Consider the following 15,055-nt stretch of genomic DNA (forward strand, 5'->3'; position numbering starts at 1 on the left):
GATATCCTGATTTAAACTTACATAAGAAAAAATAATTTAAAACTTATCTCAAGTTAACAATATTCCAATTTTCCTTATCCTTTTTAAAAGTAACATATAATATTTCATACTGAGATACACCATCTAAGGATCTTGGTCTTACAGCCATTTTCACAATTTCCCCTTCTTCCTTAAAATCTTCTATCAAGAACCCAATATCGCCAGATACTAAATTCGAAATTCTCTCTCTTAAAACAGTTAACATAATCTTTCTTTCTGGATGTATGTTAGGAAAAATATCTATAGGTATACCCAAGTACTTTTTCTTAAGTTTTTCATACATCCATGAATAAATATCTAAACCATCATATTTATCATCACATACTACATAATCTGAATTAATTATCTCTTTGACCTTCCATCTATCCTTTTCCATATAAAGCAAAGAACAAAAATTTAAATAATAATTTTCTCCTCTACCCTCAACATATGCCCAGTTTTCCCTTACATTTATGTATGTAATTTTTATACTTATATCTATATCATCAGGAATTTTAATATCTTCCCTTTTGTAATAAAAATCTTGATTTACATATTTTTCTGGAAAATTTTTCAATTCCAACTTTAACAGATCTATTATTACATTTTTATCTGCCATCACTATAGGAAAAACTAAAGGCTTCATTGGCGATACAATACCTATTTTCTGATCTTCTGCAATTTTAGAAGGAGGGATTACCCTTATAGAAGAAATTCTATCATTCCATCCTATGTTGCTTAAATCAGCAATTGAAGATGTGATCTCTACATTCTTTCCCTCAAAATGGCTATTTTCATAAACAATAACTTTCCAGCCAATTGGTACTTTTATAGATGAGATACGATCATTAAATTTATATATAGAAAGATCAGAGTAAAAACCACATATAGAATTATTAGGTAGGTCATAAGGCAATTTTAAAAAATAACCTTTGTAACTTTTGTCCTCATAAAATATAGGGAAATCATAAGATGGAATTGAGGCTTTAACAATCTTAACTGATGATATCTTGTCTCCCATTTTAAAATCATCAGAATGTAGATCCTGAATAGTGCTTTCAACTAAAAGTCTCTTACCCTTATAATTTTTGTCTTCAAAGACCTCTAACCCCCAACTATGGAAAGGTAAAAAGATTGATGATACTCTATCATTAAAACCAATTTTAGAAAGATCATCTATATTGTCTAAGATTGGCAAAAAAGCCCCATCACAATTTTTATCCTCATAAAATACTGGATAAGAGATCATTTCTTGGAAAATATCTTCCATCATCCAAATCTTTACATATACTCTTGCCCTTAAATCTCCCTCTCCGTCACTTTTAATATAATATCCTTGTGGTATACTCCATATTTTTATTCCTAAAACTGCATTGTAACTAAAATCCCTTGGATTAAATTCAAAGAGAAAATCTTTTCCAGAACCTGGTCTGATATCCATCTCCTCATCTTTATGCTGAGATCCACGGAATCCGCTATCACTCTCATACATCCTTATCTGAATTCTTACAGGTTTTAAATCCCATAAAGGTTTCAATATTCCCCAAACTGGAAAAGGATGACTCTTATCTACATATTCAGCCTCAGTGTAAGGATAATCAACCTCATTATTTACCACAAACATTACCCAGTAGTCGCTATCTCCCCCTGGTTCCTCATTGTTTATATTATCCCAACCTTCTCCTGTATCAAGATCCATAGCTTCTGGTATTCTAACACAAAGCCATTTTACATCCCTTTCATAATCCATTGTACAATTTCCCAAAAAATTAAAAGCTTCTCTTACAATAGAGTTATCAAGAGGGGCTAAGTTTTGAACCTCTGCATAATTAACCTTTACTATTTCCCCAAAATTGTTTTTATCCTTTATCCCTTCTTCCAATTTATCTATAATATTTACCTTTATAAATCCACCTTTATAAGATGCTTCAAAGAGATCCTTCGCTATTAAAGTACAATTTGAAAACCATTCTATTCCCAAAAAAGGATAATTTGGATTACTTTGAGATGTTAAACCTATTCCTGGAACATTAGGCATATCATCAAAAACAATATCCCAATTTCCCCATATTCTTGGGGCCTTCCATGCTCCACCATAAGTACAGAGCCATCTAATAGTTCCCTCATCAAAATCCGTTAATGTATAGAGATGTTTTTTATTACCTTCTTTAAAATCATAATTTAAAATCTCATTCCAAAACTTGCTATTATTAAAATCTTCCATCACCCATTTTTTTATAAGTCTTAACCATTCTAAGGAGGCTTTATAGGAAGTCCTATATGCAGAATCAAATAATGGTCTTCCTGCATGATCTTTATTGATTACCTCATGATTAGTCTTCCCCCAAAAAGTTGTTAACCTATTAACATTAAAATACATGCCACCTCTTTTTTTAACATCCTCTATTGCCTTAGCTAAATTATTAGGAGATCTTTTCAAAATATCAAAATAAGTAGCATCTTTTATTTTAGAGTAACTACTTAGATTTAGTTCAATCCAATTAGAATGAGCATAAAAATCTTGAACAATATGTAAAGAGATACCAATAATGAGAAGAGCTCCCAACTTATCATTTTTATTAATTTTTTCTTTCAGGGCATTATAGGTATTAAATATTAATTGTTTCCAATATCTTTCAATAACCTCCTCATTATAAAGATTATCAAAGTGTAAAAAATCAACTAATTTCTTAGAAACCCTACAAAAATCATCATCTATTACATACTCAACTGCCTTTTCCTGAAATATATCTACATAAGAATTTCCAACAAGAGCTAAAGAAAAAGCATCTTTATTAAAACCTACTTCCCTCATAACCTCTCTTATTAAATCATAATGATAACCCATAGAGAAACCTAAAGTAATTTCAAATAAAAATATACTTAAAGTAATAAAAAATGAACTACACTTAATTATCTTTCTCATGTTTAATTACCCCCTAAACTGAAACATTTCTGAACTATCTTATTGAGGGATAATTTTGGATGATGCTGAGTAGCTATAAAAAGTAAAACTTACAGCTATAATTATCCCTTTATTGATTATAATAACACATTCTTATAGCACCTTCAAAAATAATTTTAAAGTAATATAAAATATGATACCTACTAAAGTTTAGAATATATTGACTTTTTTAAAATATGAGTTATCCTATCATATAGAGGAAAAAATATAAAAGATAAAACCTAATTAATAAAACCTCTATAAATTCTTTTTTCCTCAAGACTTTTTCATGGTTTCCTATTAAAAATATTAGAATAGGAGGTCTCCAAAAATGAAAAAGTCGATTTTAAGAATCTTTATTTTTCTAATTATCCTTTTAATACTCACCTTTGCAAGTACATGGAAAAACAGAAATTATTCTGGCGCTGACTTCCCTTACAAAGGTGCGCTTTTTTGTCATGATGGTGATTACGTAGAATTCGAGGTAAGCGAAGAAAATAATGGATTTTTCTACATGACTCATTATAACCGTGAGGTAAACTTAGAACCATATTTTTGGGACAGTGAAAAAAACAAATGGGTAGGGAAAGGAACAACCATAATTCTTCCTGCTAATGTCTATCCAGTAGGTGAAAATTTCAAATATGCTCCATGGAATTGGGTATCTTTACAACAAGGTTATTCAGGAAAGACAATACAACTTAGACTTGTAGAAAATAGGACAGTAAACAATCATTATTGTCCTTCAAACGACATAATTATAAAATTTAAAGCAAATGATCAAGTAAGGTATTGGAAAGGTGTTGACTCTGAGAGTTGGTGTGATTTAGATCAAGTGGCAAAGTAGCCTTTATCCCTCTAAGGATAAAATATTAAAGAGCCCCTACATGGGGGCTCTTTATTTTTAGCTTGAGTACATTTAATAAAAATAGTATAATTTTATATTGATATGTATAAAGTAAAATGGGATAAAGAAAACAATTTAGTATTATTATTAGATTCTACTGATGATGAAATTACCCCTCCGAGACCTGTTTTTTTTGAAGAACTTGACCTTTTAGGTTTTGATAAGTATTGGGAATATCCAAAATCAGAAGAACCTCTTTTGTGGAACATAGGAAGAAGATATTATTATAAGGGAGAGTGTGTGGCAGAAGCAAGAGGTGGAAATATTTTTGAATCCCCCAAAATCAAAATAACTGAGGAAGGGAAAAACCTTGTTTTAAAACCTATTGATATAGATTTATTGATACAGAAAAATATATCTGCCATAAAAACCATAGAAGGTGAAGCTATTGATTTCATAAATAATACATATAAAAACTATAAAGATAAAGTTGATGCCTTTATAGTTGCTTACAGTGGAGGAAAAGATTCACAAGTGGTTTTGGATCTTGTATCCCGTACTTTATCCCCAGATGAATATTTTGTTGTTTTTACAGATACTACTATGGAAATCCCTCCCACATATGAAACTTATGAGAAAACAAAAAAGTTATACCAGAAATTATATCCTAAATTAAAATTTTATACCGCAAGAAATGAAAGACATTCTTACGATCTTTGGAAAGTGTTTGGTCCACCAAGTAGATTAATAAGATGGTGTTGTTCCGTATACAAAACTTCTCCCCAAATAAGATTATTAAAATCATTATTTCCTAATAAGACAAATTTAAAGATATTAGTCTTTGATGGTGTAAGAGCAGATGAGAGTTCAATAAGAGGTACTTACAATAGAATAGAAATAGAAAAAAAACATTATACTCAAATAAATTCTGGAGTAATAAGATATTGGAATCTTTTAGAAGTATTTTTATACATATATAGCAGAAAAATTATCTTTAATAAAGCTTATAGATATGGCTTATCAAGAGTAGGATGTAGTATATGTCCATTTGGATCGCCTTGGTCAGAGTATCTCATTAAAAAATTATATCCAGATATCACTCTTAAATATTTAGATATAATAACTAAATATGTAACTAATCTCGGTTTAACTAATGAAAAGAGCATTCAAAAATATATAAAAGAAGGAAATTGGAAAAAAAGAGGTGGTGGAGGAGGAGTCAATGAAGAAAAAATTAGAGTTGATTTTATGGATTTAGAGGAATATTATCAAATATCTGTTAAAAATTATAATGAAAATCTATTTGAATGGTTAAAAGTTTTAGGTTCTTACAATATCTACAAAAATGATAAACAGTATAATATAGAATTATCTACAAACTCAAAGATTGTAAATATCGATGCCACCATAACTGATCATACTATTATTGCTCAAATACCAAAAAATATAGATGCTACAACCCTATCAAATATAAAAAGGGTATTCTATAAAACAGCATATTGCATACACTGTGGTACTTGCGAAGCTGAGTGTACATCTTCAGCAATTATTTTCGATAAAAAATTGACTATTAATAATCAGAAATGTCTTCATTGTTTCAATTGCTTAAATTTTATAAATTATGGTTGTTTATTAGTAAAATCCATTTCAAATTTGGGGAGTAATATGAGTAAAGAAGAAAATCTAAAAGGTTTTAACAGATATTTCACATTTGGTATTCGATCAACATGGTTAGAAGATTTCATAAGTAAAGGAGATAATTGGCTAACTGATAATAAATTAGGAAATGTACAAGTAGAAAGTATGCTCCAATGGTTAAAGGATGCAGAACTTTTAGATATAAAAAGAAAAAAAACAAATGAATTCTATAACAAAATGAAGAAAATATTTGAAATAAATAAACCATTATTTTATCAGATTATTTGGATAAACCTTTTTTATAATTCATCTGTGGTTAAGTGGTATTTACAAAATATAAAATGGAATACAATAATATCCACAGAGGAGCTTTTCAAAACTTTAATCTCTAACAATGTAAATGAAAGAACAGCAAGAAACGGTATTTCATCTTTGGCAAATATGTTTGATAATGTTCCTTATTTTCAAGAATTTAACTTAGGGAGAATCAATAAGCAGAAAAGACAAAGATATATTGAAAAAATAGGCTCTGACAATATCCATCCAATAGCTATACTTTATTCTATTTATAGATATGCCATCTCTAAAGATAGATATCGACTTACGGTTTCAGAATTCTATAGAGAAGATAATAAGGATGGAGGACCTTATCTTATATTTGGAATATCAAGACCAGCATTGGAAAAAATACTAAGGGGATTACAAGAATCTCTAAAAGAATTAATAAAAGTAGACATTGTGGCTGATTTAGATAATATACATCTTTCCGAGGATATAAAAGATTATTCTCAAATATTAGATTATGTAAAATGAATACATATGTGAAAATTAAAGGATTCAAATATAATTCATTTGGCTTAAGACAAGAGTGGCTCTATTCATTCTTAACAAATGAGGAAAATTTTTTAAAAGAAAATAATTTAGGGCCAAAACAGATAGAAGCATTTATTTATTTCCTAAAAGACTGTGAATTAATAGATAAAAATAGAAATCTTACTCTTCTTTTTGAGATTTTAAAATCTATTTATTTAAAGGACGGACCATATTCTCAGATTCTTTGGGGTATAATATGGATAAACTTGTGTTTTAATGTCTCAATATTTAATTGGTGGGCAACACTTCCCATTGGCATATATCATAGAAAAGAGATAATAAATATTATATTATTAAATTATGGTAAAAATAATAGATCTTTAATAAGTGGTTTTAATACCCTTAAAGAAACTCTCTCAAAATCTCCCATAGGTGAAATTTTAGGACAAGGTATACCAATTAAGAAGGGAAAAATTATCCAAGGATTTAATAAAACTGGACTTAAAAGTTTACACCCTATAGTGATACTGTATAATTTATACAAGTATGCAGAGAAAGAAAATTTATACGAAATAGATCTCTATTCCTTAGAAAATACACTCTACTCACCTCAGAAAATATTTACCATATCTACAAAAGATTTGCAAAAATCATTGTTAGATGGCTCCCAATACTCTAATTTATATAGATTATCCTTTGATAGGTTAGGTCTTATTATTCTCAATGATTCCTTGAAAGCTATTAATATATTAGAGAATTATGTGGGGGGAGAAAAAAATGAAATATGAAGAAATAATAAGTCTGCATGAGTATTTTCAGCCAGTTTATGACATTACTCAAGAACCTAAGGACTATTGGAAACAGTTTATTCCAACAAAAGATTTTTTAGAAGTATTAGAAGATTTTCTTACTTCATTAGAAGCAACAAATCCTAAGAACAGGAAATCTATATGGCTTCAAGGAAAATATGGAACAGGAAAAAGTCATGCCACAGGCGTAATAAAACATCTTTTATGGGATGATCTTTCAGAAATAGAGGATTATCTCAAAAATATTGAAAAAGTACAATTAAGAGAGAGACTTAAAAATTTTAGAAAAGAAAATAGAGTACTTCCTGTTACCTTAAAAGGTGTCTCAGGTATAAACTCTCCAAAAGACTTTAGCTTAATAATTGAAAGGGCTGTTAAAGAGTCCTTAAAAAAGTTTAATATTTCAGTGTTAGCAGAAAGTGAATTTGATAAATATTTAAAATACATAGATGATCCAAAAATCAATTGGCAAGATGTTATAGATAGAAATCCACAGTTAAAAAGCCTTGTTGGCGATATAAATGGTCTTAAAAATAAATTACTTCAAAATGATCCTGAAATAATAAAAGTAGTAGAGGGAGCCTTAGGAGATTTAAAAATTGTCCATCCTAATATAGAAGATTGGCTTAGTGAAATATTGAAAAAATTAAGTGAGCAAGGTATAAGATATATGACTATATACTGGGATGAATTTACTCCCCTTTTAGAACTTTCTGTAAGTTCTATACTGCTAAACATTCTTCAAAATATTGCAGAAAAAAGTACTAATGAAAATATATTTCTGTTTATAATATCTCACAGACACCCTCAACAGACACAAGTTGCAAAAGAAGACCAAGAAAAAGTATTAGGAAGATTTATAAATATAACCTACTCTATGGAGAATATCACTACGTTCCATATAATTTCAAAGGCCATAAATAAAAAGAAAGAAGAAGACTGGAGAAAATTAAGAGACGATATTTATAACACACACACTGGATTACATAGGGTATTAACTAAGCTTGTATCAGAGAATAAAGATAATGCAAAAGTATTAAAAGATTTATTTCCCATCCATCCATACACAGCTCAACTTGCGGAAGGTATTTCAGAATACATAGGATCCACAGAAAGAAGCATTTTTAGCTTTTTATATGATGAAGAAAAAGGTTTTATAAACTTCATAAAGAATTACCCTGATAAAAACAATGAATACTTCTTAACAGCAGATAAACTATGGGACTATTTCATAGATGATTTAGAAAGAAGGCAAGATGATAAAATACAAAATATTTTGTCAAAATATTATACTCACTATGAGTCTTTAAAAAATAAAGGTGAAGAATATTTGGCTATCTTTAAAGGAATACTAATTCTTAATCTTCTTCAATCAATTATTAGCTCAACCGACGAATCATCATTTTATTTACCTAAGCAAGAAAACTTAGAAGACATATTTTTAGGAACTCACTATAGAGCATATATCGATCAAGTTTTAAGTTACATCGCTGAAAATATAATTCCTAAAACCCCAGACGGTTTATATCTTATATCTCAAACTCCTCTTCCAATAGAAGAAATAAACAGCGAAAGGGAAACCGCAAGAAAAGATTTTGAAGACATTACAAGATTAATAAATAATGACACAAAAAACTCTCTGTTAGATATAATTAAAAATAACCTTTTAAGAGAACCAAATCTAAATATATACTGGGCAGGACTTTCTGAAGATGAGATTTCAAGAAAAATAGACAGAGATTATAAAAATTCATATAAAATAAATATTGCTCTTTTCTTGCCAAAAATCAATGAAGAGATATCAATAGTTAAGAAAAATATAAAGAAAATAATAAATGGAAATCCCAAAGCCCGAAATATAATCTTTGTAGTATCAAATATGGAATTTGGAGAGCAAAACTACGAGAGATTATTAGAGTATATCGCGAGGAAAAAAGTAGCTAATAAACACTCTTTTGTCGAAGAAGTCCAAAACAACGAAAAATACATAAAAAAAATGATTAGCTCATGGCTTGAAAATATAGAGAAAAGTTTTGTTGATATATTATTTAATGATAAGGAAGAAAAGATACCTTTTTCATCAATAGCAGACAAAATTAATAAAGATTATTCAAAAGAAATATTTAGGTCAGGATTAGAAAATATCGAAAGCTTAACTAAAAATAGAAATCTTTGGACATTTAAAAATTCACCTAAATACGCTGAAACTTTTCTTACAGTTGAGAATAGAGATCAATTAGAAGACGAATTGAAGACTGCTTTAGAAAGGCCAATATTAGATATATTAAAATCTAAAAGTGGTGAATATATTGTTAACAAAGGTTTTGAATTTTACGACTCTGTAGATCCAGATCACCCAACTTTTAAGATTTTCAAAGAAATAGAACACAGAATAAAAGAACACGTCGGTAAAACCTTCAACTTAGGAGAATTATTAGAATTTTTAAAAGAAACTCCATACGGTATTTATCCTAATATGCTCCATTATGCCTTATTAGGATTTGTTTTAAGACCATATACAAATAAATTATATGAGGCAGGAACAGGCAAAAGAGTAAACCCAAAAGTTATGGAAGATAAAATCAAGGATATATTTGAGTATTTTACTAAGGGGAAGGGAAAAGAAAAGTTAGAGGTAAAACTTGGTACTCAATATGAGATAGAACTTACTGAAAATTTAAAAGATCTCTTTGGACTAAAGGAGGCTGAAAATTTAAATAAGGCAAAATGGGAAATAAGAAGATGGATTAAAGAAGTAAATCTACCTATCTGGAGTTTAAAACATTTACCCCAACAAAACGAAAGTATAAAAAACGCTATTAAGGTAATTGAATATTTAAATAGGAGTATTGATAAAGAATTAGATGAAGAGAAAGTTAAAAATTTTCTTAACATAATTAAGAATACAAAAAATGATTTAAGGCTAATTTTGAATAAAGAAAAGGTAAAAGAAGGATTTAAGAATTGGTTATTAAATCACCAATCAGAGGTAAAAATTAATGAGGAAGAAATAGAAGAGATAATAGATTACCTACACCAGCATATGCAAGAAGAAATCGCATTATGGGAAGAAAATAAAGTACTCTTAAAATTGAAAGACTGGACAAAAGAGAGAGACAAAGAAAAACATAAAATTGAATTCATAAACAATTTATGCAAGATATTTAATCTACAAAAGAGAGATAATATTCAAGAATTAAGAGAAGACATCAAGAATTTTATAAATAACCATCTAAAGTATCCCTTATGGAGTATAAAGTATGTTTTAAAGCTTGATGAAATAAACAAAATAATCAATTTCTTGGAAGAATTTATTAGAAGTAATAAAGATCCATCTCAAGAAGATATGATAAGCTTTTCTAATTTACTTTCTACATATGAAAAACTCTTATCTTCAAATCTTAACCCAGAAATAGCAGAAAAAGGCCTCCAAGAATGGATAAAAACAAATAGTAAAAAATCTTTAGATAATAACGATATTAATAACTTTTTATGTTTTATAAGGGAAAATCTGAAAAAAGATATTTACTTATGGGGAGAAGAGGATTTAAAAAATTCCCTTACATTGCACGAATTCCTAAAACTATTGGCACAACTCTTTAATATAGATAATAATTACATAAAATCACCAGATGATATAAAAATGAAAATCAAAAATCAAGTTACTGATAAGATGTATCCCTTCTGGGCTGTTGGATTATCAGATGATAATGAAGTTAAGAAAACAACAGAAGAATTGTCATATTATATAACATCAGATAAAAGCTATTCACTATATGATATAGAAAATCTATACCAAATGCTTGAAAATAATAGAGAAAAAATCAGAGCTATTTGGGACTCCCCTCAGATAGAAAAATTATATAAAGAATGGTTAAAAGAAATTTTAAAAACCACGGAAGATGTATCAAAAATAGTAAGTGAGATTAAAGCCAAAACACGCAATGAAGATTACTACTGGAAAAAGACTGCAGTAGAAAATCAAATTCTGAAAGAGAAAGAAAACCTCATAAGAATATTAAACAAAGAGAAAAAAGAACAAATAGTACAAAAGATAAAGAATACTAACAGAGATCTAAGAGAAATATTAGCAAAACTCATAGATAAATATCCTCAAATAATTTCTGATTTGGAGGAACTTCTTTAAATGGATAATATAGATGATTTGCTAAAAACAATTGAGAAAGACAAGAAAACATTAAGTATTACCCATAGGAGATTCCCTGTAAGGTTTATATTATTAAATAATTATCAGGACTTGAAAAAACTTATATATGAACTACCATCTATTTTAGATATAGAGTTCTTACGTTTAACAGATTTTGATATATTTAAAAATTATAACGATGCATGGATCACCATAAATGACATATTATATTCAATAGATAATCTTAATCCCCAAAAAGATTATCTCCTCTTATCCATATCAGAATATTGCAGATTTCTCTCTGATGATAGCTTCTACTCTCTTTTAAGTAGTATTATGAACATAGAAAACACTCAAGATAACTTTGAAAGAAGAATATATATACCATTAATAGGAATTAAAAATAAATTTGAAAAAATCTTCTTTGAGAAATATCCAAGAAGAAGAGAGCTAATACCCTTTTGGATATTAGAAGGAAAAACAGAAAGACACAATCTATACATCATAGATTTCTTAGATAAAATAGAACTTCATAATACACTTATTATTGAAACCTCAAAAGACTTTCTAAATATATGGGAAAAGAATTTAAATAATTATCAAAATATTCTATGTCTTTCTAAAACATTAAATTTATACTCTGGCCATATAATAAGCGATGATATATTTAATGTTTACAAAATTAAAAATCACAAAGAATACTTAAACCATCTATTTAACATTAATATCCCCATAGAATACAAAGAAGAAGAGAAAGACAATTGGAAAAAATTATGTAAAACATTACAAAATAAAAAATTCACAAACTTTTATGAATTAACAAAAGATCTTCTTAATGTTAAAAAGATTGATATCACAAACCTATTAACAGATTTATCAAAACTTTGGCTTAAAAAAGACGAATTCCACTTATGGATTCTAAAAAATTATATAATAACCAAAGAAGAATACAAAGAAACTTACGCCTCAAGAGTTCTTAAATCTATAGAAAGCTACGAAATAAAAGAAATTTTAACTAAATACTACACCCTTATCTTTGAAGATCCAAAACCTAAAAATGATATTTTAGAAGAAAGAAGTAATACCCTAAAAAATCTATTAGCAGAAGAGATAAATAACATAGAACCTATAATCTCAGAAATTGATAAAATTCTTAAAGAAAAAAGTAATATCTTACCTCCAGATAAATTTAAAATCTATTTGACTGGAACTACCTATTTCGAAAAATCATGGATTATGCAAAATTATGATAAAATAGAAAACTTAAAAGAACTATATCCAGAACTTTACTATTACCTAAGAAAAAATGTTAGGATTGTGAATCTAAAACCAGAACAAGATTGGATTTTAGAGTACTTTAAAGAATACCGCATCTCAAGATTAAAAAATCAACCTACAGAAAGACTATTAGAAATTCTAAATGAAAAAAATAAAAATGAAGATACTTTTTATGAACGGTATCATTCTTTTCATAAAATTAATAATTACAAAATAGAAGATGAATATGAAAAATTCTGGATCGATGCCTTATCCTTAGAATTTCTACCTCTAATAGCAGGAATCTTAGAAGAAAAAGGATACAAAATAGATGCTCATATAGTAGTATCCAATCTTCCTACGATAACTGAAACAAATAAATTCGAAGGAATTGAAAGGATAGATACTCTGGATGGATTTGTCCATGAAAAAAAAGATTCAAATATACATCAAAGACTGATTAAAGAGATGGAAATAATAAAGAAGATAATTAAAAACATACTTCTAACTGGAAGAGATAAATTTGTTATATTATCAGATCATGGATTTACTGCCTTTTCTAATAAAGTTTTACAAAATCAGAAACTTCCAGAGCTTAAAGTACAAGAAAATGAGCCAAGATATGCTATATTAGAGAAAGATCAAAACCTTAAAGTGAAAGAAGATATAATAGTTTATGACCATGATGATAAAAAATATGTCATAGCCTTAAAACACACTTCTTTCTCCTATCCTCAATCTCCTGAAATACATGGAAGAGCAACCCCAGAAGAAGTATTAGTACCTATTATCTATATAACAAAATCAAGAAAAATAGAAGAAAGACCATCTTATAAAATTGATATTCCAAATAGAGAAGTTAGTACGAGATCTCCTGTCTTAACTTTCTACATAACTCCAATTACAGAAGATGTGGTAGTTAAATATAAAGGTGAAAAATTTGAACCCATATATTCAGAAGAAAAAAAGTGTTATACAATTAACTTAAGTAAACTCAAGCCTGGCACATATGAATTAACTTTTTATATAAGTGGTTATGAGGAAAAACATAAAATTATAATAAAAGGAGGCATACAAGAGAAAGAGCTATTATGAAGGAATTCAGTAATTTAGATGAAAAAATTAAAAAAGTTTTCCCTGATGTTTCTCTCCTAAAGATAAAAGAAAATTATAGTGTTTTTAATGGAAAAAATCTTCCATCATTTATTAAAGATTGGCTCATTAAAAAGTTTTCTGATAATGAAGGAAAAGTATATAAGGAAGAAATAATAGAATTCATCAATAAATATATTCCCCAAAAAGAATCAGCCAAAAGATTAAAAGGTACTCTTATGCATAATAGAGAACCTATGGATATATTAACAAGAGTATCAATAGAGCCTGACATTAAAAAAGGTATCTTCAAATTCTCCATTCCTGACCTTGAAATAAGGGATTATGAAGGAAAAGTTTTAGAACACGTCATTGAAAAACATCCAGAATTAAAGGGTGGAGACATTTGGGGAGTTTTTACCCTTAGATATATTGAGGATGAAGAAGAAAAATTTATCGCCATAATAGGATATAAGCCTTTTAAACCTTATGATATAGACTTAGAATACTTTAAAGAAGGAAGAAAAGAATTTAGTCTTGAAGAATGGATAGATTTATTATTAAGATCTATGGAATACAATCCGGATGGATTTAATGATTTTGAACAAAAACTACAATTTATATCCAGACTCCTTATCTTTGTAGAGCCAAGACTAAATATGATTGAGCTTGCCCCAAAAGGAACAGGAAAATCATATGTCTTCAACAATCTAAGTAAATATGGATGGTGTGTAAGTGGAGGAAAGGTAACAAGAGCAAAGATGTTTTATGACATGGCAAAGAATACTCCTGGGTTCATAACAAGATATGATTTTGTAGCTTTTGATGAAGTACAAACTATAGAATTTTCAAATGATGAGGAAATGAGAGCTGCATTAAAAACTTACTTAGAACTGGGCGAATTTACTATTGGAATCTACCATGGAGAATCAACAGCTGGATTTATACTTCTTGGTAATATTCAATTGGATAGTAATTTAAACCCTATAAATCCCAAATATTTTAAAGAGTTACCAGAATCTTTCTATGAATCAGCCTTATTTGATAGATTTCACGGTTTTATAGAGGGCTGGAAACTTCCAAGAATTAGAGAGGACTTAAAAATAAGTGGATATGCATTAAATGTTGAGTATTTCACAGAAATATTGCATAGTCTAAGGGAACGTCCAGAATACTCTTACATCGTTGATGAGCTGTTAGAAATACCACCTAAAGCGGATACAAGAGATACAACCGCCATAAAGAAATTAGCTACAGGTTACCTGAAATTGCTATTTCCTCATGTGGAAGATCCAAGCGATATTGACAAAAAAGCATTTGAAAATTTCTGCTTAAAACCTGCTCTTGAAAAAAGAGGCATAATAAGAAAACAACTACGTTTAATGGATCCTGAATATAAAGAGGAACTACCTGATATAAAGGTGAAAAAATAAAATGATAGACTCAGATTTTTGGAATTCAAAAGACTGTTAAATGAAGTATAAGTTATA

Annotated in this window: 7 protein-coding genes; 6 read left to right on the plus strand and 1 reads right to left on the minus strand. The window is 28.4% G+C overall.

Annotated elements, in window-relative coordinates; translation table 11 throughout:
• Nucleotides 1-43 precede the first annotated feature (43 nt).
• Nucleotides 44-2,944, minus strand: a complete 2,901-nt coding sequence (locus ACY3JO_RS00375; protein WP_463084845.1) for a beta/gamma crystallin-related protein — start codon at nucleotides 2,942-2,944, stop codon at nucleotides 44-46.
• A gap of 349 nt (nucleotides 2,945-3,293) precedes the next feature.
• On the opposite strand from ACY3JO_RS00375, the gene ACY3JO_RS00380 reads away from it, so the two are divergent.
• From ACY3JO_RS00380 to brxL, 6 genes are all read left to right on the plus strand, one after another.
• Nucleotides 3,294-3,809 (plus strand): hypothetical protein, encoded by a 516-nt coding sequence (locus ACY3JO_RS00380; RefSeq protein ID WP_463084846.1) that lies wholly within the window; start codon nucleotides 3,294-3,296, stop codon nucleotides 3,807-3,809.
• Between the two features lie 102 nt (nucleotides 3,810-3,911).
• Nucleotides 3,912-6,260: a phosphoadenosine phosphosulfate reductase domain-containing protein gene (locus tag ACY3JO_RS00385; protein WP_463084847.1), complete on the plus strand. Its 2,349-nt coding sequence runs from the start codon at nucleotides 3,912-3,914 to the stop codon at nucleotides 6,258-6,260.
• The gene (locus ACY3JO_RS00390) at nucleotides 6,257-7,048 is read left to right on the plus strand and encodes a hypothetical protein (protein WP_463084848.1); all 792 of its coding nucleotides are present in this window, start codon (nucleotides 6,257-6,259) and stop codon (nucleotides 7,046-7,048) included. Before ACY3JO_RS00385 ends, ACY3JO_RS00390 begins: the two co-directional genes overlap by 4 nt.
• Nucleotides 7,038-11,216: a hypothetical protein gene (locus tag ACY3JO_RS00395; protein WP_463084849.1), complete on the plus strand. Its 4,179-nt coding sequence runs from the start codon at nucleotides 7,038-7,040 to the stop codon at nucleotides 11,214-11,216. Before ACY3JO_RS00390 ends, ACY3JO_RS00395 begins: the two co-directional genes overlap by 11 nt.
• Nucleotides 11,217-13,568: a BREX-4 system phosphatase PglZ gene (gene pglZ, locus ACY3JO_RS00400; protein WP_463084850.1), complete on the plus strand. Its 2,352-nt coding sequence runs from the start codon at nucleotides 11,217-11,219 to the stop codon at nucleotides 13,566-13,568.
• Nucleotides 13,565-14,998 carry a BREX system Lon protease-like protein BrxL gene (gene brxL / locus ACY3JO_RS00405; RefSeq protein ID WP_463084851.1) on the plus strand — a complete coding sequence of 478 codons (1,434 nt, stop codon included), beginning with the start codon at nucleotides 13,565-13,567 and terminating at the stop codon, nucleotides 14,996-14,998. Before pglZ ends, brxL begins: the two co-directional genes overlap by 4 nt.
• Nucleotides 14,999-15,055 lie beyond the last annotated feature (57 nt).

It is taken from the genome of Dictyoglomus sp. LHC4, from assembly GCF_055181355.1.